The following is a 24,393-nucleotide window of genomic DNA, read 5'->3' as shown; positions in this document are numbered from 1 at the left end:
GCCACAGCCGTCGCCGAGCTTGCTTCCGCACCTTCCTGTCACAGCCGTCGAATGCACCAACGGTCCGCTCACGGTGCTTGGTTCCAGCGTTCCCCCACAGCCCCTCGAAGGTGTCATTCCGAGGGGTCGCCGCCGCCCCGCTCACTCCAGGACGCGGACCTCGTCGCCCACCCGCACCGTCCCCGTCCGCACCGGCACCAGCTGCCGCCCGAAGGCCAGCGACTTGCCGATCCGCCGGTGCCGGGCCAGGGTCTTGAGGGGCTCCTTGCCCCGCTCCGCCGTCGCCTGGTCGGTGGTCGTGACGATGCACCGCCCGCACTCCCGGGCCCCGCGGAAGACGGCGTCGCCGATCGCTATGCGCCGCCAGCCGTCCTCCGCCCACGCCTCGGCGCCGGCGACCACCACATTGGGGCGGAAACGGTTCATGGGCAGCGGACCCTCCGCGGGATGGTCCCCCTGCGCGATCAGCGAGTTGAGCGCGTCCAGCGATGCGAGGGTCGTGAGCAGCACCGGATAGCCGTCGGCGAGGCTCACCGTCTCGCCCGGCAGCGCGTACTGCGGGTCGACGGGCCGCCGTACGGCAGGGTCGTCCATGTGCACCAGCCGCGCCGGCACCCCCAGGTAGGCGCTGAACCAGTCGGCCGCGGCGCTCGCCGCGACCACGGTCTCGATCTTCTTGCCGAACAGGGTGACGGGCTCCAGCGGACCCGGCTCCGGCACCTCCACGGCCAGCTCGGCCATGCCCGGCGCCGACAGGGCAACCGCGCCGCCCTCCAGCGGACGCGCCGCAGCCAACGCCAGCCGGGGCTGCTGGCGTTGGGTGATGACCGTGCCCTCGGTGTCGACCAGTGCCCACCGCCGGTCCCCGGAAAGGCCCCAGGGCTCCACGGCCATCTCGTCGGGAGCTGTCCCCGCTACCGACTTGACGGGATGGATGTGGAGCGCCTGGACGTACAAGTTCGACATGGGAGCATCCTGCCAGGAGCCCCCGCGCCCGCGCTGGTGAGCGTCCCCGGATCTGTCAGTACCGGCTCCGTCAGTAGCCGCGCCCCTGGTACGGGCGGCCGTACGGGTCCTCGTACGAGGCGGCCGGAACCGGAGCCGGAACCTGCATCGGGCGCGGTGCGGCCGGACGCATCGCCTCGTACCCGGTGCCCGTGGCCACCGGCCGGGGCTGCTGCGGCTGGGCCTGCTGCATGTAGCCCGCGCGGGCCACGGCCGGCTGCTGCTGCGGGATGTACGGAGCGGGCGCCTGCTGCAGGGGCATCGGTGCGGGTGCCTGCTGCTGGTACGGGTACCCGTACGCCGGGGCCTGCTGCTGCGGCATGGCCGGGGGCAGTGCGGCCGGCAGGGCGGGCAGCGACGAGGCGAGGGCCGGGAGGTACCCGCCGCTCGAATAGCCGGAGCTGGGGGAGTCGTACGCGGCCGGAACGCGGATCGGGGCGATCTGCGGGGTGCCGCGTTCGGCGACGAGGGAGTCGTAGATGGGGGTGTCCGGGAAGGAGGGCGCGGAGTAGTAACCGCCGCCATAAGTGGAGCGGGGGGAGGTCATGGGACCTAAGTTAAGCCCACGACTTCACCGGGTCCATAGCGAGGTGTGACGAACACCGCGCTGACCTGCATATTCCCAGGTCAGAGCCACACCCTTCACTTCGTGTTCACGTGCACGTTTTCGCCACTTCCGCCCCGGGTTGCTCCTACTCGTACTCACTGGTTGGCTGTTGCACCGACTTGCCGCTGACGTAGCGTCACAATGCGGTGACCTGGGATGACATCGGTAACGGGGGTGGTCGGGGGGTGGTTTTCCGTTTCAGGCGTCACTCGGGCGGGCATAGGTTCGGCCCTTCCATGCGGCGCCGCGGCCCCGGTAGTGCTGAACGGCGGAGTCGACGGTCATCAGGAGGTACAGGAGGGCCGTGAGCGGAAGGAGTGGCGCGAGTGCTGCGGGCTGCCGGTAATAGCGCAGCATCGGCAGATAGGTGCCCGCCATCAGCAGCCAGGCCAGCCCGCCCGCCCAGGCGGTGGCGGCATGCCCCGTCGCCAGCCCCGCGAGGAGGGCGGCCGGGGGGACGAGGTAGACGAGCACGAGCCCGGCCACCGTCCCGGCCAGCAGCAGCGGCTGGTGGCGCAGTTGCGCGTACGCGCTGCGCGAGACCATCCGCCACAGGTCCCCGAGCCCGGTGTACGGGCGCACGCTGTCCACCCGCTCCGCGAGTCCCAGCCAGATCCGGCCGCCCGAGCGACGGACGGCGCGGGCGAGGGAGACGTCGTCGATGACGGCGTGCCGGATCGAATCCGGCACGCCGGCCCGTACGGCGGCCTCGGTGCGCAGCAGCACGCAGCCGCCGGCGGCGGCGGCGGTCCGCCCGGTCGGGCGGTTGATCCGGCGGAACGGGTAGAGCTGCGCGAAGAAGTAGACGAAGGCCGGTACGACGAGCCGCTCCCAGGGGCTGACGGCACGCAGGCGGGCCATCTGCGAGACGAGGTCGAGCTCGGCGCTGGTCGCGGCCGCGACCAGCTCGCGGAGGCTGTCGGGCTCGTGCGCGATGTCGGCGTCGGTCAGCAGGAGGTACTCGGGCTCGGTGGCGTGGGCGGTCCGGGCGAGCGCGATGCCGTGGCGCAGCGCCCACAGCTTCCCGGTCCAGCCGGGTTCCGGCTCGCCGGGGGAGGTGAGGGTGAGGGGCAGTCCGGGGTGCTCCCGGGCCAGCCGCAGGGCGAGGTCGCCGGTGCCGTCGGTGCTGCCGTCGTCGACCAGGATGACCTCGGCTTCGCCGGGATAGTCCTGGGCGATGAGAGAGGGCAGGCTGCACGGCAGCACCTCGGCCTCGTCCCGGGCCGGGACCACGATGGCGACGGACGGCCACCGGTCGGGGGCGCCGCGCGGCGGGAGCCGCACGTCGGTCCGCCAGAACATGCCCTGGGCGAAGGTGAGCCAGATCCAGGTGGCGAGGGAAGCGCAGGCGGCGCAGAGAAGGCCCATGCGGGCAGTGTGCCGAAGATGGAGGGGGGTGTCGTGGATTTGGGCGAGGCGGCGGGGTGGCCGTGGGGTGGGCGCGGGGTCCGTCGGGTCGGGGTCGGCGGGTCTCGGGGGGCGGGCTTCCATTAAGGTGACCAGGTGAAGATCGCCCTCATGGACTCCGGGATCGGCCTCCTCGCGGCGGCTGCCGCGATGCGGCGGCTGCGGCCCGACGTCGATCTGGTCCTCTCCTCCGACCCCGCCGGCATGCCCTGGGGGCCTCGTACGCCCGCCGATCTGACCGGGCGGGCCCTCGGTGTGGCCCGGGCCGCCGCCGGGCACCGGCCGGATGCCCTGATCGTGGCCTGCAACACCGCCACCGTGCACGCCCTGCCCGCCCTCCGGGCCGAGCTCGAACCCGGGATCCCGGTGATCGGGACCGTGCCGGCGATCAAGCCCGCCGCCGCCCCGGGCGGGCGCGTGGCCATCTGGGCCACCCCCGCCACCACCGGCAGCCCCTACCAGCGCGGGCTGATCCGTGACTTCGCCACCGGGGCCCGGGTCACCGAGGTGCCCTGCCCTGGACTCGCCGACGCCGTCGAGGCGGGGGACGACAGCGCCGTCGCGGCCGCCGTTGCCGCGGCCGCCGCGCTGACCCCGGCCGATGTCACCGACGTCGTCCTCGGCTGCACGCACTACGAGCTCGTCGAGGTGCCCATCCGGGCCGCCCTGGCCGAGCGGACCGGCGGCGCCGAGCTCCGCTACCACGGCTCCGCCGAGGCCGTCGCCGTACAGGCGCTGCGCCGTCTCGGCGCCCTCCCCGAACCGGGCCTGCCGCGTACCGGAACCCTGACCGTCCTGCTCAGCGGGGAGGAGGGCACGCTCCCCGCCGCCGCACTCGGGTACGCCGAAGGGCGGCTGCTCGCGGGCGAGGGCGCGGCCGTCGGGCGCTGACCCCGCAAGCGCTACGTCCGGCCCGCCAGCGACCGAGCGAGCGCGCGCAGCCCGTCCGCGTCCAGCACCCGGTCCCCGTACCCGGGCAGCGGTACGTGCAGCGGAGCCGTCCACTCCGGCGGGATCGCCGCCTGGCCGTAGCGGGCCCCGGCGAGGGTGCCGGTGACCGCCGCCACCGTGTCGGTGTCCCCGCCCAGGTCCACGGCGGCCCGTACGGCCCCGGCGAACCCGGTGGTCGTCCGCAGCGCCCACACCGCGGAGCCCAGGCAGGGCCACACCGCCCCGTTGAACTCGGTGGCCAGCCCCGGATGCCAGTCGGGGCCGAGGACGACCCCGTATCGAGCGCGGTGCTCCGGGTGCACCGCGTCGAGCACTTCGGGCAGCGCGGCCAGCGGATCGCCCCCGTCGAGCATCACCCGTACGAGCTCGTGCAGTACGGCCGTACCCTCCCAGGCAGCCCCGTCGCCGTGCGTCAGGGCCGCGATCCGCCGGGCGGCGTCCATCGTCCCCGCCCGCCCCTCGGCGGCGAAGTACACGGCCGAGGTGGAGGCCCGCATCAGGGAACCGTTGCCCGCCGCCCGCGCGTTGATCTGGAAGTGCAGTGCGGCGGCCAGGTCCCAGGCGTCGCCGCTCGTCAGCACGTACTCCGTCTGGAGGCCGATGTCCTTGGGCTCGGCCGCCGCCCAGCGCTGGAACCGCCCGAAGACGTCGGGGAGTTCGAGGCCGCCGTGCTCCAGGAGGGACTCGCCGACCAGGACCGCCATCTGCGTGTCGTCGGTCGCCTCGCCCGGATCCCAGCCGCCGCCCCCGCGCATCTCCTGGCCGCGCGCGGTCAGTTCCCCGGCGGGCCCGAACTCGTAGGGCGCACCGAGGGCGTCTCCGACGGCCGAGCCCAGAACGGCGCCCACGGCGCGGTCGAGTCGAGTGATCACAATTCCTCCTCGGCGGTTCGGGGCATGTGCAGGCCAGTACACCGCGTGCGAAGCCCTCCAGGGAGACGGCCCGGTGCGTCGGTCCGCGCCCGCCCGCCCGCTTGCGCCGGCACGGCCCTGGTCGGCGACGCGGCCCACGCCGTGACGCCCCACCTCGGCCAGGAGGCCTGTACCGCCCCCCTCGACGCCGAAACCCCTGCCCCGCGCGGTCGCCGCCCACGAGCGGGCCGCCCTGCCCGCCGCCCTGCGCGCGTACGACCGCGAGCGCCGCCGTACCCAGCGCGTCGCCTTCGCCTCGCGGAGCCCGCACCGTTTCATGCCCGGCCCGGCCCCGCCCCGCCCCGCCCTGTGCGACGCGCTCGTCGGCCCCTTGCCCGGCGGCTGAATCCGCCGGGGGTCACGCGTCCGTCAGCCGGCCCTCCAGCTCGTCCCAGGACACGTCCTCCAGGTGGGTCAGGAACACCCACAGATGCCCGAACGGGTCCCGGAGGATGGCGGTCCGGTCGCCGTGGAACTGGTCGGCCGGCGGCTGGAGCAGCTCCGCGCCCTCGGTCACAGCCGCCCGTACGAGGGCGTCCACGTCCGGTACGAACACGTGCAGCGCGGCCGTGGTGCCGCCCAGTGCCGACGGGGCGGTGAACGGCCCTTCGGAGACGTCGCCGAGCATCAGGGTGGCCCCGGCGATGCGTATCTCGGCATGGATCACCCCGCCCTCGGGGTGGTCGAGCCGGAAGTCCTCGACGGCGTCGAAGGCCCGTCGGTAGAAGGAGAGTGCGGCCGGCGCGTCGGCCACCATGATGTGCGCCACCACCGCCGTGCGGTAGCGGTCCGGGACGGTCTGTACGGCCTTCTGGTCTGCCTCGTGTGTGCTCATGAGGGCGAACGTAGGACCTCAAGTTTGCTTGAGGTCAAGGCCGGGCAGACGCCCTACGGCGCGTCCGCGCCGCGCGGGCGAGAGGCAGTGGCGCACATGCGGAACGTGAGTACGCTGCTACACATGACGGTTCACCCCCCGGGTCCGCTGTGGACGGGACGGGCCTCCAACCGCGTGCAATGGCTGCTCGCGGCGGCCGGCGCGGCCTGCCTCGCGCTCGGCGTCGAGCTCGCCGTCGACTCGAACTGGACCTCCGGCGTCGTCCCGCTGCTGATGTCCGTGATCGGCTGCCTCGCCGTCGGACTGCTGATCCTCTACGGCACGCTCGCCTTCGTGTACGTCGCCGTCACCGTCGACGCCGAGGCCATGGAGGTCCGCTGCGGCCACATCGGGCTGCCGCGCCGCAAGATCCGGCTCGCGGAGGTGGCCTCCGCCGAGTTCGTTCCCCGGATCACCCCCCAGCAGTGGGGCGGCTGGGGTTACCGCTGGCGGCCCGAAAGGGGAACCGCCGTGATCGTCCGGCGCGGCGAGGGAGTGGAGCTGCGGCTCGGCGACGGCAAGGTGTTCACCGTCACCGTCGACGACGCCGAGAACGCGGTCCGGGTCATCCGCACCCACCTGCGCGCACTTGCCCACTGAGGGTTCTCCCGCTGCCTGCGGGCGGGCACGTACACTCCGGCAGATGAGCAGCAGTGTCACCGCAGAGCCCGGCCCCGGTGTCGACGGAGAAGCGGAACTCGCAACCCTGGCCGCGTCCCCCCGACGGTGGGCGGCCGCCTGGCCGGTGCGCGCCGCCCTGGCCGTCGGCTCCGGCGTGCTGCTCTACCTGAGCTTCCCGCCCCGCCCGCTGTGGTGGCTGGCCCCCTTCGCCCTCGCCCTGCTCGGCGCCTGCCTCCGCGGCCGACGTGCCCGCGCCGGCTTCGGCCTCGGTTTCCTGCACGGCCTGGGCTTCCTGCTGCCGCTGCTCATCTGGACCAGCGAGGGCGTCGGCCCGGTCCCGTGGCTGGCCCTCGCCACCCTCGAAGCCCTCCTGATCGGCCTCACCGGCCTCGGGATCGCCCTCGTCAGCCGGCTCCCCGCCTGGCCCCTGTGGGGCGCGGCCGTCTGGATCGCCGGCGAGGCGCTGCGCGCCCGGGCCCCCTTCGGCGGCTTCCCCTGGGGCAAGCTCGCCTTCGGCCAGGCCGACGGCGTCTTCCTCCCGCTCGCCGCCCTCGGCGGCACCCCGCTGCTCTCCTTCGCCGTGGCCCTGTGCGGATTCGGGCTCTACGAGGCGCTGCGCGTCGGCATCGACACCCGGCGGGCCACCGCCGCGCTGCTCGCCGCGACCGCCGTGGCCGCCCCGCTCGCCGGGGCCCTGGCCGCCCGGCCGCTGGTCTCGGACGCCGCCGAGGAGGGCACCGCGGTGGCCGCCGTCGTCCAGGGCAACGTCCCGCGCGCCGGATTCGACTTCAACGCCCAGCGCCGCGCGGTCCTCGACAACCACGCCAACCGCACGCTCCAGCTCGCCGCGGACGTCAAGGCCGGCCGCGTCCCGAAGCCCGACTTCGTGGTCTGGCCGGAGAACTCCTCCGACATCGACCCGTACACCCAGCCCGACGCGTACGGGGTCATCGACAACGCGGTCAAGGCGATCGGCGTGCCGGTCGCGATCGGCTCCGTGCTGGCCCCGGAGACCGGGCCGCTGCGCAACACGATGATCTTGTGGGACCCGGTCAAGGGGCCCGTCGACACGTACGACAAGCGCAAGATCCAGCCCTTCGGCGAGCGGATCCCGATGCGGTCCTTCGTCCGGCTCTTCAGCTCGGACGTCGACCGGGTGCAGCGCGACTTCGGCCCCGGCAAGGAGCCGGGCGTCTTCGCCATGGCGGGCAGCGCGGTCGGCATGGTCACCTGCTTCGAGGCCGCCTTCGACGACGCCGTGCGCTCCACGGTCCAGGACGGTGCGCAGGTGATCGCCGTACCGAGCAACAACGCCACGTTCGGCCGCTCGCAGATGACGTACCAGCAGCTCGCGATGGACCGGGTGCGCGCGGTCGAGCACAGCCGTACCGTGCTCGTGCCCGTCACCAGCGGTGTCAGCGCCGTGATCCGCCCCGACGGGGAGATCGTCCGGCAGACGAAGATGTTCACGGCCGACGCGCTCGTCGCCGAGATCCCGCTGCGCTCCACGCAGACCCCGGCCACCCGCTACGGCCCGCTGCCGGAGTACCTGCTGCTCCTGGTCGCCGCGGGCGGCCTCGGCTGGACCCTCGCCCGCCGGGTCCGGTCCCGCCGGACGGCCGCCTGAGGGCCGACCCGGGGGACCGCACCGCCCTGCCCCGCACCGCCCCCGCCCCGTCGGTGCGCGCGGCCTCGTAGGGTCGGAGGATGACCACACCCGAGTTCATCCGCCAGATCCGCACCTCCGCCGGGAACCAGCTGCTCCTGCTGCCCGGGGTCACCGCCATCGTCTTCGACGACGAGGGGCGGGTGCTGCTCGGCCGCCGCTCGGACACCGGCCACTGGTCCGTGGTCGGCGGGATCGCGGAGCCGGGGGAACAGCCCGCGCAGACGGCGGTGCGCGAGGTGTACGAGGAGACGGCGGTGCACTGCGTCCCGGAGCGGGTGGTGCTGGTCCAGATGCTGGAGCCGATCACCTACCCGAACGGCGACGTCTGCCAGTTCCAGGACATCACCTTCCGCTGCCGCGCCACCGGCGGCGAGGCCCGCGTCAACGACAGCGAGTCACTGGAGGTGGCCTGGTTCGAGGTGGACGCCCTGCCCCCGCTGGAACCCTTCGCGGTGGACCGCATCCACCGCGCCCAGCGCGAGGACCCGACCTGGTTCGCGCCCGTCGCCGGTTTCCGGGCGGAGCAGCGCCAGGCGTCCGAAGGCGGTACGGAGGGTCAGCCGGCGGAGACGGCCGCCTCGCGGTAGAGCTCCAGGGCCTGGTCGTCCATGACCGCGCTGTACGAGACCTCCGGGACCGTGCCGCCGCCCTCGTAGCCGCCGAGGACGCCGGCCAGGGCGCCGTCCGCCAGCCAGGGGCTGCCGCTCGTGCCGCCGCTGAGGTCCGGGCAGTCGATCCGGCGCTGGGTCTCGGAGAACAGGCTCGTGGCGTTCGCGCAGCGCAGCGGGGCCTCGTCGCCGCTGGGGTAGCCGAGGATCGTCACCGTCACCTCGTCCGGCTGTTCGGTGGCCACCGGGAAGCCGCCCACCGCGTCCTCGATGCGCGCCGTGCCGCCGTCCGCCGGGGCGACCGTCGCGAAGGCGACGTCCGCGTCCGGGTCCTTCCCGTCCGTCCAGGCCGGGGCGAGGGACACGCCCGTCAGTTTCCACACCCCGTACGGGGCCCTGCCGTCCCGGTAGCCCGGCGCGAACACGGTGGTGTCCGGGTTGTCCAGGCAGTGCGCGGCCGTGGCGATCACATCGCGGTCGTCGCTGTGCACCACGGCCGCGGTGCAGAAGTGCCCGCCGTCGAGGGAGCCCGCGAACAGGGCGCCGACCCGGTTCGCCGTCGGGTCGGACCCGGCCTCGGCGGTGACCCCCAGCGGCGGCACGGCCGCCGCGTCGGGCAGGTCCATGCTCAGCAGCGCGGCCATCGCGGCCAGCGCCAGCAGGATCCGGGACGCCCGCCGGGTGCGGGGGCCGTGGGCCGGTCGGGGAAGCATGCGCGGGATCATGCACCGAGCCTCCCCACCGAAGCTATGCCCTGAGCCCGGTATTCCATATGAATGTCCTGTGAATCGGGGCTCCGTGCACGTGCCGTGGTTTCGGGCTCCGCAGGCGGCCGTGCGCCGCGCGGGCGAGACTGGCAGAGGCGGCAGGGGGGTCCAGGAGGTGTCCCGCCATGACCGCACAGCACCGCACGCCCGTGGTGTTCATCCACGGCCTCTGGCTGCATTCCACGAGCTGGGAGGGGTGGGCCGACGCCTTCCGCGAAGCCGGGTACGAGCCCGTCCTGCCGGAGTGGCCCGGGATCCCCGACACCGTCGCCGAGGCCCGCCGCCGGCCCGACGACCAGGCCGGGGTCGGACTCGTCGAGATCTCCGACGCGCACGCCAGGGTGATCCGCGCCCTGCCCGCCCGGCCCGTCCTCGTGGGGCACTCGGTCGGCGGGTTCATCGCCCAGCACCTGCTCGGCCAGGGCCTCGCCGAGGCGGCCGTCGCCATCTGCCCCGGCCAGATCAAGGGCGTCAAGGCCATCGCCCCGGCCCAGGCCAAGTCGACGTTCGCCGTCCTGCACAACCCGGGCAACACCCGCCGGTCCGTCTCGCTCAACCGCGAGCAGTTCCGCTACGGCTTCGCCAACGCCGTCTCCGAGGAGGAGTCCGAGGAGCTGTACGACGAGTGGACCATCCCGAGCACCGCCCGGCCGCTGTTCCAGCTCGCGCTCGGCAACTTCACCCCGCACTCGCCGGCCGAGGTCGACACCGGCAACGAGACCCGCGGCCCGCTGCTCCTGCTGTCCGGCAGGCTCGACCACACCGTCCCGGACCTGCTGACCCGCTCGACCTACAAGCAGTACCGCCACTCGCACGCGACGACCGAGTACCAGTGCTTCGAGGACCGCGGCCACTCCCTGACCGTCGACCACGGCTGGCCGGACCTGGCCCGCGCCTCGCTGTCCTGGCTGGACTCCCACACCGAGGCGGCCCACCCCCGAGCCGCGTGAGAGGGCCTACCGGCGCTCGTACACCGTGACTCGGCGGCCCCGGATCTGGCGGTCCTCCACCACCGTGAAGCGCTCCTTCAGCACCGCCGCCTTCGCCGCGTCCCGGGCGGCCCCCGAGGGCTTCGCCACCTTTGCCGCGTCCGTCACCAGCAGCACCCGCGACTGCCGGAGCAGCGCCTCCCGGATCCGCGCCGGGTCGGCCTCCTCGCCCTTGAGGGTGGCCGAGGCCACCGGGCTGCGCTCCAGGGCCACGTCCGCCAGCCCCGCGAACGCCCCCGGCGAGACCAGCGCCGTGTCCCGCCGGGCAGCCGGCACGAACAGCACCGCGTCCCCGGGCCGCCCCAGGCGGGCCACCTCCCCGGCCACCGCCAGTACGTCGTCGACCCGGCTGGCCGGAGCCCGCTTGCCCAGCTCCACCGGCAGCAGCGCCAGCACCGCGACCCCGACCACGCCCGGCACGAGCAGGTCCGCCGCCCTCGGGAACCGGGGCCGGGCCGCCCGTACCGCCGCCCCCAGCCCCGCCCCGATCAGCAGGGCCAGACCCACCATGCTGAACAGCACGTACCGGTCCAGGAACAGCGGCTGGACCAGCGAGATCCCGATCAGACCCAGCTGCGGCACCGCCAACAGCGGCAGCCCCACCGCGGCCGCCGAGAGCCGGCCCGCGCGCGGCCGGTCCAGCCAGGCCCCGAGACCGCCGACGGCCAGCAGGATCGCCGGGCCGATCATCATGTGCCAGGTCAGCGGCGGTATCCAGGACACCTGATCGGACTGGCTCCGGCTGAACAGCACCAGCGGCAGCGCCCCCGCGACCGCGCAGGCCCCGTACGCCGCCCAGCGCAGCCACACACCGCGCCCGGCCCGCACCCACCACAGCGTCGCCGCGTGCGCGGGCAGGACCAGCAGCGACAGCCAGTTCAGCAGCGCGCACACCAGCACCGTGACCGCGTACGCCGTCCACCGCGGCCAGGCCCGCCGCCCCGGCCCGGACGGGACGGACAGCAGTGACACCAGCAGCAGCGTGGAGAGCCCGGCACCGGCCGCGACCAGCGCGTACGGCCGGCCCTCCTGGAGGTAGAACTGCACGGCCGGCAGCAGCCCGAGCGCCAGCCCGCCGCCCAGCCCCGCCCAGAACCCGGCCAGCCGCCGCCCGATCACGGCCACGCACGCCGCTGCGGCCGCCACCGCCAGGACCGACGGCAGCCGCAGCGTGGTCGTACTCGCCCCGAAGAGCTCGAAGAGCCCGTGCATCAACAGGTAGTACAGCCCGTGCACGGCATCGACATTGCCGAGCATGTCCACGATCTCGCCCGCCGACCGCCCGGCCACCTGCCAGGTCGCCGCCTCGTCCCGCCACACGCTGTCCTGCCGCGAGAGCCCCCACAGGCCGAGGGCGACGGTCCACAGGAAGGGGAGCAGCCGGATGAGGGGCCCGCGTCGGGCCGGGGGTATGTGGCAAAGCATGAAGGTGCTGGAATCCTCGGTCTGGCGTTCGGCGGAAGGCACCAGTCTATGGACGCGGCGGAGGACTTCCGGACCGGCTGTTGTGCACCGCGGAGCGTGATCGCAGGGCCCGCCCGCCCCTAGCCTCGCCGCAGGAGCACGAACGAGGGGCGGTACCCGGTGAACTGGCTCATCCACGACTACCGCGAGAGCGATCTCGCCGCTGTCGTCCACCTGATCGACACCACGGCCGAACTCGGCCAGGAATCCGTCTTCTCGCTCGCCGAGTGCATCAGCGCCCTCACCGACCGGCAGCCCTGCGTGGTCGCCGTCCACCAGGGCGTCCCGATCGGCGCGGCCCTCGCCTGCGTCACCGGCGAGCGGGCCTGGGTCATGCGGATCGCGATCGCCGCAGGCTGGCGCGGCCGCGGCCTGGCCAGCGCCCTCCTCGTCGAGCTGGAGCGGCGGCTGATCGCCGCCCGCGTCGGGCGGATCGCGTACGTCCTGCCCGAGGAGGACCTGCTGGGCGAGGGCCTGCTCAACGCGGGGTACACGCGCCAGCCCGCCGTCGCCTACTTCGAGAAGACCGAGCCGCTGCACGGACCGGCGGCCGGCCTCCTCGACGACCTCGGCGGCCGCTTCCTGCCCAATGACCTGTGGACCAAGGTCGCCGGAATGGAACACGAGAAGGACCTCATAGAACGGCGCGTCGTGCTCCCGCTCGCCGAGCCCGAGCGGGCCGCCGCTCACGGGGTGCGGCCGCCGCGCGCCATCACCCTCTTCGGCCCGCCCGGCACCGGCAAGACCACCTTCGCCCGGGCCATCGCCTCCCGGCTCGGCTGGCCGTTCGTGGAACTGCTGCCCTCCCGCCTCGCCGACGAGGGCAACCTGGCCACCGCGCTGCGCGACGCGTTCGCCCGCATCGCCGAGCTGGAGCGGGTCCTCGTCTTCATCGACGAGGTCGAGGAGATCGCCCCCGTACGCACCGAGCCCGCGCAGCCCGGCGGGATCCACGGGGTCACCAACGAGCTGCTGAAGCTGATCCCCGGATTCCGGGAGGGCGACGAACGGCTGCTGGTGTGCGCCACCAACTCCATCCGCTCCCTGGACCCGGCGTTCCTGCGGCCCGGGCGCTTCGACTACCTGATCCCGATCGGCACCCCGGACGCCGGGGCGCGCGCCGCGATCTGGTCCCGCTACACGGCGGGCCGCACCGACGTGGACGTGGCGGCTCTGGTGGCGGCGAGCGAGCTGTTCACCCCGGCCGACATCGAGCACGCGGCGCGGATCGCGGCGCAGGTGTCGTTCGAGCGGGATCTGGAGGCGGTGGGGGCGCGCGGAGCGGCGGCGGCCCAGCTCGGCGCCTCCACGCAGGACTACCTGGCGGCGGTCGCGCAGTGCCGGCCGACGGTGACCCCGGCGATGACGGGGGAGTTCGAGGCGGACATCACCGCTCACGCCAGGTTCTGAGAACTCCGGAACGTCCGGGAAAACGGGGCACGGACCCGGCCTGCCACGGACAGGTCGGCAGGATGGCCCGCAGCCACTCCCCAAAGCGGCTGCGGGCCTCCCGCGCGGACTGGCATCCGTGCGGGACGGCCACGCTCCGGTTGGGGTGTTCGCCGGCTGGAACGTGACGCGCAGGGGTGCCGGAGGGCGTCCCTGAGCCCTCGTCAACGCCTACGAGTCAACCAGCGGGCGGGGTGCGCGCGCCTCGGCCGGACGGCCAGCGCTGAGGCGGCCGCCCCGGCCGGAAGGACGGTGCCGATGGTCCCGCTGCCCGCCCTCCGCTAGCCCGCGCAGCGGTACGTGAACTGCGTCGCCGCGGTGCGCTGCCCGGGCGAGACCAGCTGGAGCTTCGCCTCGGCCCCGTACGTGCCCCGGCCCTGGAAGGTCCACAGCAGGTGCAGCCGGGCCTCCTTCCGCCCGCGCGGCACCCGCTCGGTGAGCTGCTCCGACTGCGTGCCGTCGGAGCGGATCCACCGGTACGTGAGGGTCCCCGGCCGCCCGTTGGTCCGTACGACGGCCACCACATCGGCTGTCGAGTCGCAGCCGGGACCCTGCGGGTCGGCGGTGGCGACCGTCACGTCCCGTACTTCGAGGGCGGGTCCGTACCGCTGCCAGGCCAGGTACGCGAGCACCACGAGCAGGATCACGGCGGCCAGGGTGTACCGCCGCCACTCCCCGCGCCGACGGCGGGGCGGCACCGGTTCCGCGATCACGGGGAAGGGGGCCGGCATGGCGGCCGTCACCCCGGGTCCGAACCTCAGGACCGAGCCCTCGACCCGGTCGGGCACGGCCTCCTGATGCGGAACCTGCGGCTGGGGCCGGGTCTGCTGCGGCCCGCTGAACCAGTGGCTGCCGAGGACGGTGGCGCTGTAGTCGTCGTCGCTGTCGCTCATGAGATCGTGCACCGCCTGATGAAGACCTGGCTGGTCGAGGAACCGTTGCCGGCGGCGGGCTTGGTGGTGGCGCGCACGCCCCAGTAGCAGCCCGTACCGGAGAAGGTGTGGGTCTTGACGAGCGGCGCGGCGGCGCCCGGCTGGTAGGTCAGGGCGTCCGCGGCGCCGTCCGGCTTGCCCAGCCGCCCCTCCACGTCACCCGTGAACCATTCGAGCACCACCGTCACCGGCGCGGTGCCCTTCGCCTCGACGGACACCGTCGCCTGGCCGATGGAGTTGCCCGTCTGGCGGACGGTGACGGACACCGCGCCGACGACCACCGTCGGCTTCGGCGAAGGCGGCGCAGTGGTGGGCGGAGCGGTCGTCGGCGCCGTGACCGTGGGCGTCACCACCGGCGAGTAGCTCGGGCTCGGAGTGGAGGACGGCGACGCGGACGCGGACGCGGACGGGGACAGGGACGGGGAAGGGGAAGCGGACGGCGAGGGGCTCGCCGACGTGCTCGGGCCCGGCGCCGGCGACGGGCCCCCACCGCCCGGGCTCGCGCTCGACGTGGCGAACGCGTTGAGCGCGGCGGCCCCGCCGGCCTCCCCGCCGGCCGCGCTGTAGGTGAGCGCCATCAGGACGCCGAGGACCAGGGCCGCGCCGCCCGCGATCAGCCCGCGCCGGCCCGGGGACCAGCGTGACGGCGCCGCGATCGTGGTCGTCGCCACCGCCGTGGTTCCCGCGGCCGGGGCGCCCGCGGAGGGGAACAGCAGGGGCAGCAGCGCGGCCAGCGCCGCCAGCTTGCGCTGCCCGCGCTCCTCCCAGCCGGCCCCGTACGCGGCGAGCGCCACGTCCTCCAGCTCCGCCACGAACGCCTCGGCGTTCTCCGGCCGCTCCTCCGGGGCCTTGGCCAGACCCCGCCGGATCAGCGGGCGGACCGGCTCCGGGGCCTCGGTCTCCGGGACGGGCGCCTCTATGTGCTGGACCGCGAGCTCCGCGAAGTTCTCCCCCGCGAACGGCTTACGGCCGGTCAGGCATTCGAAGAAGGTCGCCGTCGCCGCGTACACGTCCGCCGCGGGCGAGGCCGGGCGGCCCTGCCACTGCTCGGGGGCCATGTAGGCCGGGGTGCCGGCCACCCCGGGCGTCGTACCGCGGCGCGCCGCGATCCCGAAGTCCACCAGCTTCGAGGAGCCGTCGGCGGAGACCAGGACGTTCTCGGGCTTGTAGTCGCGGTGGACCACGCCCGCCCGGTGCGCCGCGGCCAGGCCCAGCAGAGAGCCCTTCAGCACCACCAGCGCGGCCTCGGGACCGGCCTGCCCTGTCTGCTTCAGCAGGGCGCGCAGGGAGATCCCGTCGACCAGCTCCATGACGATGGCGGCGCCGGCGGGCGCCTCCACGTACTCGTACAACCGGACCACGTACGGGGTGTCCAGGCCACCGAGGAGGCGGGCCTCGGCCCGGAACTCCGCGACGAACGCCGGGTCCTCGCGCAGCCGGTCGCTGAGGTACTTCACCGCGACCGGCGTGCCCGTGGCCTCGTGGACGGCGAGGACCACGCGGCCGCTGCCGCCCGAGCCGAGCTCCCGGACCTGCGCATAGCCGGGCACCGTCCACGCGTTCTTCATCGTCATGCCCCCGTCCCCGTGTCCTTGTCGCCCGCGTCACCGGGCCCGCCGGGCCCCGGGCTGCCCGTTCCCGCCGAGCGGCCACACCCAGGGACACGGTTTCCGCCACGGCCGGTTCCCAACCGCGCGGAGCATTTCACACGGTGGTCAGGGCGGTTTTACGGGGGCTGTACACGGGTCGTCAGGGGGTCACGCCGCGGCCCGCGCCGCGCCGATCATGGTGTGCAGCCGGTCGGCCGCCGCTCTCCCGAAGTCCGGGTCGTTGATGTGGGTGTCGTAGTCGTAGAGCCGGGCGGAACTGCCCCGCAGCCCCTCGCGCAGCGCCGAGAACAGGGCCCGGTCCGCGTCCGGGTCATGGTAGGTGCCGCCCGGGGCGCCGAGCGTGGACAGTCCGCGGAGCGGGACGCAGACGGCCGTGGGACCGGTCGCGGCGCGCAGTTTCGCGGCGACCCGGCGGCCGAGCTCCGCGCATTCGGCGGGGGTCGTACGGACCACCGTGATGGACGGGTTGTGTACGTGGACCCGGCGGTAGCGGGCCCGTTCGGGCAGGGTTTCCAGTGGGCCGAACTTCACCATGTCCAGCGCCCCGAGGCTCACCACCTGCGGAATCCCGGCCCGCCCGGCGGCGCTGAGCCGGTCGGGTCCGGCAGTGAGGATGCCGCCGCACAGGTCGTCGGCGAGCTCGCTGAGCGTGAGGTCGAGGACGCCCGCGAAGATGCCCTGGCCGGCCAGGGTCTCCAGGGTGCGGCCGCCGGTGCCGCTGACGTGGAAGACCAGTACCTCGTAGCCGAGTTCGGTCAGTCTCTCGCGGGCGGCGTCCACACCGGTCGTGGTGACGCCCGCCATGCTCGCGGCGATCAGCGGGCGGGAGCCGGCGCCCAGCCGGGCCGGGCGGCGCAGCTCCCGGGAGGCCCGTTCGAAGGCCTTGGCCATGCCCGCGGCCGCCTCGACCGCGTTCGCCATGACCGGCGCGGAGATGCTGTTGATCCCCGCGATGTCCACCACGCTGTACATCATCGTGATGTCCGAGGATCCGACGTACGGGGCCACGTCCCCGGACGCCATGGACGAGACCATCAGCTTCGGCACGCCGAGCGGCAGCGCGCGCATGGCCCGGGTGGCGATGGAGGTGCCGCCGCTGCCGCCTATGGCGAGCACCGCGTGCAGCCGGCCCTCGGCGTGCAGGCGTAACAGCGTCGCCTCGGCACCTTTGGCCATCGCCGTCACGGCCGCGCCCCGGTCGGCGGCCGCACGTAGTTCCGACAGCTCCGTTCCCGCTGCCCGGGCCACCGCTTCGCGCGGTACGTCCGCGGGCACCCGGGGATCGCCCATGATTCCTGTGTCGATCATGATCACTTCGACGCCGGTGCGCAGCAGCCTCTCGCGCAGCCAGCCGTACTCGACACCCTTGGTGTCCAGGGTTCCCACCAGCACGACGTTCGTCATATGTGCAATGTCCACGCAGGCGGGGTTTGTTGGCAAGTCAAGGTCGGGTCAACCTCGCGGCAGCCCCAACAGCCTCTCCAGGAAGGGGATTTGAGAGGCAATCAGCTTGGTTTTGGCCACGGGGGGAGTGAACCAGGCCACCCGGTCCAGTTCGGGGAACTCCTGCGTCCGACCCGAGTGCGGAGGCCACTCCATCGTGAAGGTCCCGGGCACCATCAGCGCCGGATCCAGGTCCGCCCGTACCGCCCAGATCGTCACCAGCTTGCCGCCGGGGATCCGCAGCTCGCCCAGCGGGAGGTACGGGCCCTCCGGCGGCGGCAGGCCGATCTCCTCGGTGAACTCCCGCCGGGCCGCGTCGATCGGGGCCTCGTCCTCCTCGTACTCGCCCTTGGGGATGGCCCAGGACCCGTCGTCCTTGTGCTCCCAGAACGGGCCGCCCATATGGCCGAGGAGCACCTCGATGCCGTCGTCGGGGGAGCCGGCGGGCTCGGCGGCCTGGCGGAACAGGAGCAGTCCGGCGCTGCGCTTCTGTGTCATGCGTCCATATATGCCCCGTGCACGGGCCCCTCAGTGGTCGTGCGGGCCCTGCCGGTGCACCGGGCCGTGCGCGTCGGCGCAATGCGGGTCGGCCGGGTCCTCGCCCGGCCGTCCGACCGTGAGCAGGGCCTCCTGTACGTGGTCCACCTGGAGGGTGGTGTGCGTGATCCCGTACTCCTTCTCCAGCAGCCGCTCCAGGTCGCGCCGTACGGCATGGCAGTCGCCGGCCGGTTCGACCAGGACGTGCGCGGACAGCGCCGCCTGCCCGGAGGTGATGGTCCAGATGTGCAGGTCGTGCACCTCGGTCACCGGCGGGTGCCCGACGAGCCGGTCGCCGACCGCGTCCGGGTCCATGTGGGCCGGGGCGGCCTCCAGGAAGATCCGGCCGGATTCGCGGACCAGCCCGTAGCCCGCCCGGACCATCAGCACCACGACCACCAGCGTGGCGATCGCGTCGGCCTGGACGAATCCCGTGGTGAGCACGATCAGACCGGCGACGGCGGTGCCGATGAAGGCGAACAGGTCGTTCAGGATGTGCTGGTAGGCGCCCTCGACGGCGAGCGAGGAGCGGTTCGCCTTGGAGATGCACCAGGCGGCGGCCACGTTCACGACGATGCCCGCGAGGGCCGTCACGAGGACCAGCCCGCCCGCCACGGGCGGCGGGTCGAGCAGCCGCCGGACCGCCTCGTACGCCAGCCAGACCGCGAGCAGGAGCAGGGTGAGCCCGTTGGCCTGGGCGGAGAGTATCTCCGCGCGCTTGAGGCCGTACGTGAATCCGCCGCGCGCCGGGCGGGCCGCGAGCCGCATCGCGATCAGGGCGAGGACGATCGAGACGGCGTCGGTGAGCATGTGGGCGGCGTCGGAGATCAGGGCCAGCGACTGGGCCACGATGCCGATGACGACCTCGATCGCCATGAACGCGCCGATGAGGCCGAGCGCGATGGCCAGCCAGCGGCGGTCGGCGTCCGCGGCGACGCCGTGGCTGTGCCCGCCGTGCCCGCCGTGATCGTGGCCGGCGGCCTGATCGTGGCCGTGGCCGTGGCCGTGGCCGTGGTCGTGCGGCGCGTGGCCGTCGTGCGCGTGGTCGTGCCCACTCATGGCGTCCCCCGTGTGTTCGGTTCCGACGCGTGAAGTGAAGCGCACCGTGACGCAATGGGCAAAGGCTGCAACGGGGACCGTTGTCATTACCCATAAGAGGCTGCTGACCTGCGGTGATGTAGATCTCTGCCGAGCCGGGCGGATCGTGGGAAAATCTGCACATGGCCCAGCGCCCCGGTGTGCCGACCGCGCCCGAGCTCGTCCTGGAAACCGACGCCGGCACCACCGCGATGGTCCCGGGCCGGACGTACCACGTCGGCCGCGACCCCCTCTGCGAGATCTGCCTCGACGACGCCCGCGTCTCCTGGCACCACGCGATCCTGCGCCCCGAGGGCGACCACTGGACCGTGGAGGACGAGGGCAGCACCAACGGCACCTGGGCCGACGGCCACCGCATCCACGCCTGGAGCGTCGGCGCCGGCAGCGAGCTGCGCTTCGGCAGCGCGGCCGACGGCCCGCGCGCCCTGCTGCTCGGCCCGGCCCCGGCACCCGCCGCTTCGGCGGCTCCGGCCGGCGGCTCCCGTCCGTCCTCGGTGTCCCACCCGTCCCTCACCGGCACCTTCCGCCGGCCCACCACCGTGCGCCCGCTGCCCGCCCGTACCGCCGTGCGCATCGGCCGCGCCCCCGCCAACGACCTCGTCATCGACGACCTCGTCGTCTCCCGCCGCCATGCCGAACTGCGCGCCCTCGCCGACGGCACGTACGAGATCGCCGACCTCGGCAGCCACAACGGCACCTTCCTCAACGGCACCCGCACCGACCGCGCCCCCGTCACCGAGGGCGACATCATCGGCATCGGCCACACCGCCCTGTGCCTGGTCGGCGACCAGCTCCAGGAGTACGTCGACACCGGCGAGGTCTCCCTCGACGTCCAGGACCTCGCCGTCGCCGTCGACCACGGCCGCAAGACCCTCCTCGACCACGTCTCCTTCCCCGTCGGCGCCAAATGCCTGCTCGCCGTCGTCGGCCCCAGCGGAGCCGGCAAGTCCACCCTGCTCGGCGCCCTCACCGGACTGCGCCCCGCCGACCACGGCACGGTCCTCTACGACGGCCGCGACCTCTACCGCGACTACGCCGAACTGCGCAGCCGCATCGGCCTCGTCCCCCAGGACGACATCCTGCACGCCCAGCTCACCGTCCGACGCGCCCTCACGTACGCAGCCGAACTGCGCTTCCCGCAGGACACCGCCCCGGCCGAACGCCAGGCCCGCGTCGACGAGGTGATCGGCGAACTCGGCCTCGGACAGCGCGCCGCCCAGCCCATCCACACCCTCTCCGGCGGCCAGCGCAAACGCGTCTCCGTCGCCCTCGAACTGCTGACCAAGCCCTCCCTGCTCTTCCTGGACGAACCCACCTCAGGGCTCGACCCCGGCATGGACCGCTCGGTCATGCACATGCTGCGCGGCCTCGCCGACGACGGCCGCACCGTCATCGTCGTCACCCACAGCGTGCTCAGCCTCGACGTCTGCGACCGGCTGCTGGTCCTCGCCCCGGGCGGGCGCATCGCGTACTTCGGACCGCCCGACGAGACCCTCGCCTTCTTCGGCTTCGCCCAGTGGCCCGAGGCCTTCGAAGCCTTCGAGAACGAGCGGGACCGGGACTGGGCGGGGGAGTACCGCAGCTCCCCGCAGTACCGCACGTACGTACGCGACGCCGCGCGGCAGCCCCGGTCGGCGGAGGACCGGTCCATGGCGGCCGCCTTCGCCGCCCCGCCGCCCAAGGCGCAGAGCTGGGGCTCCCAGCTCTCCACCCTGATGCGCCGCTACGCCGCCGCGCTCAGCGCGGACCGTACCTTCCTCGCCATCATGATCGCGCTGCCGTTCGTCATGGGCGCCATGGCCAGGGCCCTGGCCGGCAGCACGCTCACCCCGGAGACCGCGATCAACGCCCTGCTCATCCTGTGCGTGGGCGGCGTGCTGACCGGCGCCGCCAACGCCGTGCGCGAGCTGGTCAAGGAACGCGTCATCTACCAGCGGGAACGGGCCGTCGGCCTGTCCAGATCCGCCTACCTGATGTCCAAGGTGCTGGTGCTCGGCGCCATCACCGTCGCCCAGGCCGTCGTACTCACCCTGGTCGGCCTGTACGGAGTGGACACCAACGCCCCCGGCGGAAAGGGGGTCTTCATGCCGCCCCTCGTCGAGATCACCCTCGCCGTCGCCCTGCTGTCCTTCACCGCGATGGTGCTCGGCCTGCTGGTCTCCGCCCTGGTCCGGAAGGAGGAGGTCACCATGCCGCTGCTGGTCCTCCTGGCCATCGTCCAGGTGGTCTTCTGCGGTGCCCTGCTCCAGCTCGACGGCGTACCGGTGATCGGACAGCTCGCCTGGCTGGTGCCCTCCCGGTGGGCGCTCGGTGCCATGGCCGGCACCATCGACCTCGGCGCGATCGTGCCGGGAAAGCTCACCGACGACCCGCTCTTCGCGCACAGCGCGGGCGTGTGGCTGCTCGACCTCGGGATGCTCGTCGCCCTGTCCGTCCTGTTCGGGGTGCTGGTGCTGCGGCTGCTGCGCCGCCACGAGCCCGCGATCATGCGGAAGTAGCCGCCGATGACCAGTACGACCGGTTCCGCCGGCTTCCACCCCACCCACGTGGTCCCCCGGGAGGGGCTGTCCGCCTGGGAGGAGCCCGACCTCTCCCGGCCGACCGCGGCCCTGGACCCCTTCCTGCCCGTACAACTGCTGTCCCGGCGCGGGGAGTGGGGGGAGATCCTGTGCGCCAACGGCTGGTCCGCCTGGGTGGACGCGCGGCTCCTGGTCTCCGTACCCGAGCCGCCGCCGACCGGCGGCCGGCCGACGTCGCGCTCCGAGGACCCGCTGCCGCTGCTCGTGCACGGGGCCGAGGCCCTGGAGCGCTACCGGCAGGCCGCCGCCGACCTCGCCTCGGGGAGCGCGGACACCGAGGCCTTCCGGCGGGCGACCCGGGGACTGCGGGCCGGCATCGTGGTCGACGGGGAGTCCGTCTGGCTGTACGAGGAGGCCACCGGGCGCTGGATGTACGGGGACGGCACCGGCCTCGTGACGTACGCGGTCGGCGAGGGTCCCGGGGTCCCGGCCGAGCCCGAGCCGCCGGAGCCGCCGGAGCCGTCGGTCGGACACGAGCCCACGCGGATCGTGACCCCGCCCGGGAGCGGAGGGCCGTGATGGCCGCCGAGCCCCTGGGCGGGCGCCCCTCCGACCTGCGTGGCAGGCAGATCGCCGGATACCTGGTGGAGAGCGAGATCGGCCGCGGCGGCATGGCGGTCGTCTACCTCGCCCGGGACCTGCGACTGGACCGGCCCGTCGCCCTGAAGCTGCTGGCCCCCGAACTCGCCCGCAACGACGTCTTCCGGCAGCGCTTCGCCCACGAGTCGAAGGTCGCCGCGGCGATCGACCACCCGCACATCGTGCCGGTCTTCGACGCGGGCGAGGCCGACGGGCTGCTGTACATCGCGATGCGCTACGTCCCCGGACAGGACCTGCGCGCCCTGCTGGACCGCACCGGGCCGCTGCCGGTGGAGACCGCGGCCCGGATCGCGGGCCAGGTGGCCTCGGCGCTGGACGCGGCGCACGCCCACGACCTGGTGCACCGGGACGTGAAACCCGGGAACATCCTGGTCGCGGAGGGGACGGACAGCGAGCACCCCGAGCACGTGTACCTGACGGACTTCGGGCTGACGAAGAAGTCGCTGTCGCTGACCGGGTTCACGAGCGTCGGGCAGTTCGTGGGCACCCTGGACTACGTGGCGCCCGAGCAGATCTCCGGCAAGCCGGTCGACGCCCGCTGCGACGTCTACAGCCTGGGCTGCGTCGTCTACGAGACGCTGACCGGGAGCCCGCCGTTCCGGCGGGACGACGACATGGCGCTGCTGTGGGCCCACCAGTTCGATCCGCCGCCCGCGGTGAGCTCACGGCGGCCAGGCCTGCCGGCGGCGGTGGACGAGGTGCTGGCGAAGGCCCTGGCCAAATCCCCGGACGACCGGTGGAGCAGCTGCCTGGAGTTCACGGGGGCGCTGCGCCGGGCCGGCGCGCAGGAGGCTCCGCCGCCCGGCGACCCACCCCCGCCACCGCGCTGGGCGCTGCCGGTGTTCCGGGGTGAAGGCACCACAGGCACCGGCTGAGGACCGGTCACCTCTCCGTGGCGGCGGGCGGCTTCTCGACGAGACCGCGCCGGTGGACCGGGCGGGCCAGCAACGCGCCCAGGAAGCCCGCGAGCGCACCCCAGACCAGGGCGAGGCCCACGTTGCGCCACAGCACCGGGCGCAGCTCCACGTTGCCGCCGAGCCCGCCGACGTCCCCGATGCCCAGCAGCGACAGCCCGAACCGGGCCTGGACACCGGCCAGCAGGCACACCATCAGGGTGGCGAGGGCGAGGGCCACGCCCAGGTGGAGCGCGTGCTGCCAGGCGCGGACGCCGGCCGGGGAGCGTACGGCGGCCAGGAAGCCCGTGCCGAGCAGCAGCACGGCGGCGACGGCCACCAGCCACCAGGCACGGGAGTCCCGCTGCGCGAGCGAGGCCACATCGACCCGGGACAGGTCGGGCCCGCGCAGCACCTCGTCCAGCAGCTGCGGAACCGGCAGCCCGAACGGCCCCTCGGCCTTGCCCTCCCAGGCTCCGCCGAACCCCAGGGTGAGCGCGAACCAGGCGAGGTTCGGCAGGCCGAGCAGGATCACGGCGAAGGTCCGGTCCGCGTGCCCCTGGGTGGCGGCCACCACCAGGCCGACGCCGATGCCGAGGACCACGTACGCGAGGAGCAGTGCCACGGTGGCGAACGCGGCGGGCCGCACCGCCGTGTGGAAGCGGACGAGGCCGGCCGGGAGCGGCGCGCGGCGCGAGACCAGCAGGGCGATCAGCAGCAGGCCGAGGATCCACAGGAGTCCGCAGCCGAGCGTCGCGGGCAGGGCTGCCCGGAAGCCGACCGTCGGGGAGGCGTCGAGGAGTTCGCCGAGGTCGGCCACCGGGGAGTCGCCGGTGGCGATCCCGAAGGTGTGGCGGGCGAGGAGCGCGGCGCCGGTGAGGGCGAGCAGCCAGAGCACGACCAGCGGGCCTGCCCGGGCCAGGAGTTCCCCCGGCCGGGCCACCGCCCGGTTGTGCAGGGGGCGCAGGAAGAGGGAGCCGGCTGTGAGGGCCCCGGCGAGGCTCACCGAGAGCGGGAGTACGAACAGGCTCGCGTCGGCCTCGGCCAGGAAGCCGGCCCCGCCCGTCACCTCGACCGATCCGCCGACCGCCATCACGACGACCGCCGCGACCACCCGGGGGAACGCGCCGCCCGGCAGGCCGGTCGCTCCCGCGCAGGCCAGACCGGCCGCGGCGACGGCGGCCATCACCGCGAAGCCCGCCACGACGGCGACGAGGGCGTCCCGCCAGGCCCGCGCCGAGACCCCGGATGCCGAGCGCGGTGGTACCGGACCCGGTGACGACGGACTGCTCACGCTCACGCTGCAACCGTAGGCACGCTCGGCTTGCGGCCACCACCGGGACGACGCACACAATGGTCCGCAGGGACCGGAACTCCGC

At 73.9% G+C, this 24,393-nt stretch carries 22 protein-coding genes; 9 read left to right on the top strand and 13 right to left on the bottom strand.

Annotated features, from left to right (window positions below; translation table 11 throughout):
• Window positions 1-141: 141 nt before the first annotated feature.
• From ACIQU4_RS35580 to ACIQU4_RS35570, 3 genes are all read right to left on the bottom strand, one after another.
• A complete protein-coding gene (locus ACIQU4_RS35580; protein ID WP_403739853.1) occupies window positions 142-966 on the bottom strand; it encodes an MOSC domain-containing protein in 825 nt (274 codons plus the stop codon).
• Window positions 967-1,036: 70 nt separating this feature from the next.
• Window positions 1,037-1,552, bottom strand: coding sequence for a DUF6643 family protein (locus tag ACIQU4_RS35575; RefSeq protein ID WP_403739850.1), 516 nt, complete (start codon window positions 1,550-1,552; stop codon window positions 1,037-1,039).
• A 258-nt stretch (window positions 1,553-1,810) separates the two neighbouring features.
• Window positions 1,811-2,980 (bottom strand): glycosyltransferase, encoded by a 1,170-nt coding sequence (locus ACIQU4_RS35570; protein WP_403739847.1) that lies wholly within the window; start codon window positions 2,978-2,980, stop codon window positions 1,811-1,813.
• A 135-nt stretch (window positions 2,981-3,115) separates the two neighbouring features.
• On the opposite strand from ACIQU4_RS35570, the gene ACIQU4_RS35565 reads away from it, so the two are divergent.
• Complete coding sequence (locus tag ACIQU4_RS35565) at window positions 3,116-3,910, top strand: glutamate racemase (protein ID WP_403739844.1); 795 nt, start codon at window positions 3,116-3,118, stop codon at window positions 3,908-3,910.
• Between the two features lie 11 nt (window positions 3,911-3,921).
• Here the strand turns inward: ACIQU4_RS35565 and ACIQU4_RS35560 are convergent, their stop codons facing one another.
• On the bottom strand, window positions 3,922-4,839 hold the full coding sequence (locus ACIQU4_RS35560; protein WP_403740044.1) for an ADP-ribosylglycohydrolase family protein: 918 nt from the start codon (window positions 4,837-4,839) through the stop codon (window positions 3,922-3,924).
• A 400-nt stretch (window positions 4,840-5,239) separates the two neighbouring features.
• A complete protein-coding gene (locus tag ACIQU4_RS35555) occupies window positions 5,240-5,716 on the bottom strand; it encodes a VOC family protein (RefSeq protein ID WP_403739841.1) in 477 nt (158 codons plus the stop codon).
• A 123-nt stretch (window positions 5,717-5,839) separates the two neighbouring features.
• Here ACIQU4_RS35555 and ACIQU4_RS35550 point away from each other — a divergent pair, with 123 nt between their 5' ends.
• The 3 genes from ACIQU4_RS35550 (at window position 5,840) to ACIQU4_RS35540 (ending at window position 8,632) form a co-directional block, all read left to right on the top strand.
• Window positions 5,840-6,355 carry a hypothetical protein gene (locus ACIQU4_RS35550; protein ID WP_403739839.1) on the top strand — a complete coding sequence of 172 codons (516 nt, stop codon included), beginning with the start codon at window positions 5,840-5,842 and terminating at the stop codon, window positions 6,353-6,355.
• A gap of 43 nt (window positions 6,356-6,398) precedes the next feature.
• Window positions 6,399-8,003, top strand: coding sequence for an apolipoprotein N-acyltransferase (gene lnt / locus ACIQU4_RS35545; RefSeq protein WP_403739837.1), 1,605 nt, complete (start codon window positions 6,399-6,401; stop codon window positions 8,001-8,003).
• An 80-nt stretch (window positions 8,004-8,083) separates the two neighbouring features.
• Entirely contained in the window at window positions 8,084-8,632 is a 549-nt protein-coding gene (locus tag ACIQU4_RS35540) for an NUDIX hydrolase (RefSeq protein WP_403739835.1), read from the top strand.
• On the opposite strand, the gene ACIQU4_RS35535 is transcribed toward ACIQU4_RS35540, so the two are convergent.
• The gene (locus ACIQU4_RS35535) at window positions 8,602-9,366 is read right to left on the bottom strand and encodes a trypsin-like serine peptidase (protein ID WP_403739832.1); all 765 of its coding nucleotides are present in this window, start codon (window positions 9,364-9,366) and stop codon (window positions 8,602-8,604) included. The genes ACIQU4_RS35540 and ACIQU4_RS35535 overlap by 31 nt on opposite strands.
• Before the next feature lie 179 nt (window positions 9,367-9,545).
• On the opposite strand from ACIQU4_RS35535, the gene ACIQU4_RS35530 reads away from it, so the two are divergent.
• Entirely contained in the window at window positions 9,546-10,370 is an 825-nt protein-coding gene (locus ACIQU4_RS35530) for an alpha/beta hydrolase (RefSeq protein WP_403739829.1), read from the top strand.
• A gap of 6 nt (window positions 10,371-10,376) precedes the next feature.
• Here the strand turns inward: ACIQU4_RS35530 and ACIQU4_RS35525 are convergent, their stop codons facing one another.
• Window positions 10,377-11,834 (bottom strand): hypothetical protein, encoded by a 1,458-nt coding sequence (locus tag ACIQU4_RS35525; RefSeq protein ID WP_403739826.1) that lies wholly within the window; start codon window positions 11,832-11,834, stop codon window positions 10,377-10,379.
• 159 nt (window positions 11,835-11,993) lie between these two features.
• Here ACIQU4_RS35525 and ACIQU4_RS35520 point away from each other — a divergent pair, with 159 nt between their 5' ends.
• Window positions 11,994-13,283, top strand: coding sequence for an ATP-binding protein (locus tag ACIQU4_RS35520; RefSeq protein WP_385573972.1), 1,290 nt, complete (start codon window positions 11,994-11,996; stop codon window positions 13,281-13,283).
• A 320-nt stretch (window positions 13,284-13,603) separates the two neighbouring features.
• On the opposite strand, the gene ACIQU4_RS35515 is transcribed toward ACIQU4_RS35520, so the two are convergent.
• From ACIQU4_RS35515 to ACIQU4_RS35495, 5 genes are all read right to left on the bottom strand, one after another.
• Window positions 13,604-14,215 (bottom strand): hypothetical protein, encoded by a 612-nt coding sequence (locus ACIQU4_RS35515; RefSeq protein ID WP_403739823.1) that lies wholly within the window; start codon window positions 14,213-14,215, stop codon window positions 13,604-13,606.
• On the bottom strand, window positions 14,212-15,828 hold the full coding sequence (locus tag ACIQU4_RS35510; RefSeq protein ID WP_403739820.1) for a serine/threonine-protein kinase: 1,617 nt from the start codon (window positions 15,826-15,828) through the stop codon (window positions 14,212-14,214). Before ACIQU4_RS35510 ends, ACIQU4_RS35515 begins: the two co-directional genes overlap by 4 nt.
• A 183-nt stretch (window positions 15,829-16,011) precedes the next feature.
• The gene (locus tag ACIQU4_RS35505; protein ID WP_403739817.1) at window positions 16,012-17,268 is read right to left on the bottom strand and encodes a Tm-1-like ATP-binding domain-containing protein; all 1,257 of its coding nucleotides are present in this window, start codon (window positions 17,266-17,268) and stop codon (window positions 16,012-16,014) included.
• Window positions 17,269-17,316: 48 nt separating this feature from the next.
• Window positions 17,317-17,805 (bottom strand): NUDIX domain-containing protein, encoded by a 489-nt coding sequence (locus ACIQU4_RS35500; protein ID WP_403739815.1) that lies wholly within the window; start codon window positions 17,803-17,805, stop codon window positions 17,317-17,319.
• A gap of 30 nt (window positions 17,806-17,835) precedes the next feature.
• Entirely contained in the window at window positions 17,836-18,903 is a 1,068-nt protein-coding gene (locus ACIQU4_RS35495; protein ID WP_403739813.1) for a cation diffusion facilitator family transporter, read from the bottom strand.
• Between the two features lie 161 nt (window positions 18,904-19,064).
• On the opposite strand from ACIQU4_RS35495, the gene ACIQU4_RS35490 reads away from it, so the two are divergent.
• Genes ACIQU4_RS35490 through ACIQU4_RS35480 form a run of 3 tightly spaced genes read left to right on the top strand, consistent with a single transcriptional unit; the run spans window position 19,065 to window position 22,996 of the window.
• Window positions 19,065-21,440, top strand: coding sequence for an FHA domain-containing protein (locus tag ACIQU4_RS35490; RefSeq protein ID WP_403739811.1), 2,376 nt, complete (start codon window positions 19,065-19,067; stop codon window positions 21,438-21,440).
• Between the two features lie 6 nt (window positions 21,441-21,446).
• Window positions 21,447-22,040, top strand: a complete 594-nt coding sequence (locus tag ACIQU4_RS35485; RefSeq protein ID WP_403739808.1) for a hypothetical protein — start codon at window positions 21,447-21,449, stop codon at window positions 22,038-22,040.
• Window positions 22,040-22,996: a serine/threonine-protein kinase gene (locus ACIQU4_RS35480; RefSeq protein ID WP_403739805.1), complete on the top strand. Its 957-nt coding sequence runs from the start codon at window positions 22,040-22,042 to the stop codon at window positions 22,994-22,996. The genes ACIQU4_RS35485 and ACIQU4_RS35480 overlap by 1 nt, the downstream gene beginning before the upstream one ends.
• 7 nt (window positions 22,997-23,003) lie before the next feature.
• On the opposite strand, the gene ACIQU4_RS35475 is transcribed toward ACIQU4_RS35480, so the two are convergent.
• Window positions 23,004-24,308 (bottom strand): streptophobe family protein, encoded by a 1,305-nt coding sequence (locus ACIQU4_RS35475; RefSeq protein WP_403740041.1) that lies wholly within the window; start codon window positions 24,306-24,308, stop codon window positions 23,004-23,006.
• Window positions 24,309-24,393: the final 85 nt, after the last annotated feature.

Origin of the sequence: Streptomyces sp. NPDC090741 (assembly GCF_044769045.1) — a bacterium.
Classification (GTDB): domain Bacteria; phylum Actinomycetota; class Actinomycetes; order Streptomycetales; family Streptomycetaceae; genus Streptomyces.
The sequence above is the reverse complement of the archived record's forward strand: the minus strand, read 5'-3'. Positions and strand labels throughout refer to the sequence as shown.

What these genes read in the sequence shown, in the direction of transcription:
- ACIQU4_RS35580 (WP_403739853.1), bottom strand. Translation starts at nt 966, where the DNA reads ATGTCGAACTTGTACGTCCAGGCGCTCCACATCCATCCCGTCAAGTCG.
- ACIQU4_RS35575 (WP_403739850.1), bottom strand. Translation starts at nt 1,552, where the DNA reads ATGACCTCCCCCCGCTCCACTTATGGCGGCGGTTACTACTCCGCGCCC.
- ACIQU4_RS35570 (WP_403739847.1), bottom strand. Translation starts at nt 2,980, where the DNA reads ATGGGCCTTCTCTGCGCCGCCTGCGCTTCCCTCGCCACCTGGATCTGG.
- ACIQU4_RS35555 (WP_403739841.1), bottom strand. Translation starts at nt 5,716, where the DNA reads ATGAGCACACACGAGGCAGACCAGAAGGCCGTACAGACCGTCCCGGAC.
- ACIQU4_RS35550 (WP_403739839.1), top strand. Translation starts at nt 5,840, where the DNA reads ATGACGGTTCACCCCCCGGGTCCGCTGTGGACGGGACGGGCCTCCAAC.
- lnt (WP_403739837.1), top strand. Translation starts at nt 6,399, where the DNA reads ATGAGCAGCAGTGTCACCGCAGAGCCCGGCCCCGGTGTCGACGGAGAA.
- ACIQU4_RS35540 (WP_403739835.1), top strand. Translation starts at nt 8,084, where the DNA reads ATGACCACACCCGAGTTCATCCGCCAGATCCGCACCTCCGCCGGGAAC.
- ACIQU4_RS35535 (WP_403739832.1), bottom strand. Translation starts at nt 9,366, where the DNA reads ATGCTTCCCCGACCGGCCCACGGCCCCCGCACCCGGCGGGCGTCCCGG.
- ACIQU4_RS35530 (WP_403739829.1), top strand. Translation starts at nt 9,546, where the DNA reads ATGACCGCACAGCACCGCACGCCCGTGGTGTTCATCCACGGCCTCTGG.
- ACIQU4_RS35525 (WP_403739826.1), bottom strand. Translation starts at nt 11,834, where the DNA reads ATGCTTTGCCACATACCCCCGGCCCGACGCGGGCCCCTCATCCGGCTG.
- ACIQU4_RS35515 (WP_403739823.1), bottom strand. Translation starts at nt 14,215, where the DNA reads ATGAGCGACAGCGACGACGACTACAGCGCCACCGTCCTCGGCAGCCAC.
- ACIQU4_RS35510 (WP_403739820.1), bottom strand. Translation starts at nt 15,828, where the DNA reads ATGACGATGAAGAACGCGTGGACGGTGCCCGGCTATGCGCAGGTCCGG.
- ACIQU4_RS35505 (WP_403739817.1), bottom strand. Translation starts at nt 17,268, where the DNA reads ATGACGAACGTCGTGCTGGTGGGAACCCTGGACACCAAGGGTGTCGAG.
- ACIQU4_RS35500 (WP_403739815.1), bottom strand. Translation starts at nt 17,805, where the DNA reads ATGACACAGAAGCGCAGCGCCGGACTGCTCCTGTTCCGCCAGGCCGCC.
- ACIQU4_RS35495 (WP_403739813.1), bottom strand. Translation starts at nt 18,903, where the DNA reads ATGAGTGGGCACGACCACGCGCACGACGGCCACGCGCCGCACGACCAC.
- ACIQU4_RS35490 (WP_403739811.1), top strand. Translation starts at nt 19,065, where the DNA reads ATGGCCCAGCGCCCCGGTGTGCCGACCGCGCCCGAGCTCGTCCTGGAA.
- ACIQU4_RS35485 (WP_403739808.1), top strand. Translation starts at nt 21,447, where the DNA reads ATGACCAGTACGACCGGTTCCGCCGGCTTCCACCCCACCCACGTGGTC.
- ACIQU4_RS35480 (WP_403739805.1), top strand. Translation starts at nt 22,040, where the DNA reads ATGGCCGCCGAGCCCCTGGGCGGGCGCCCCTCCGACCTGCGTGGCAGG.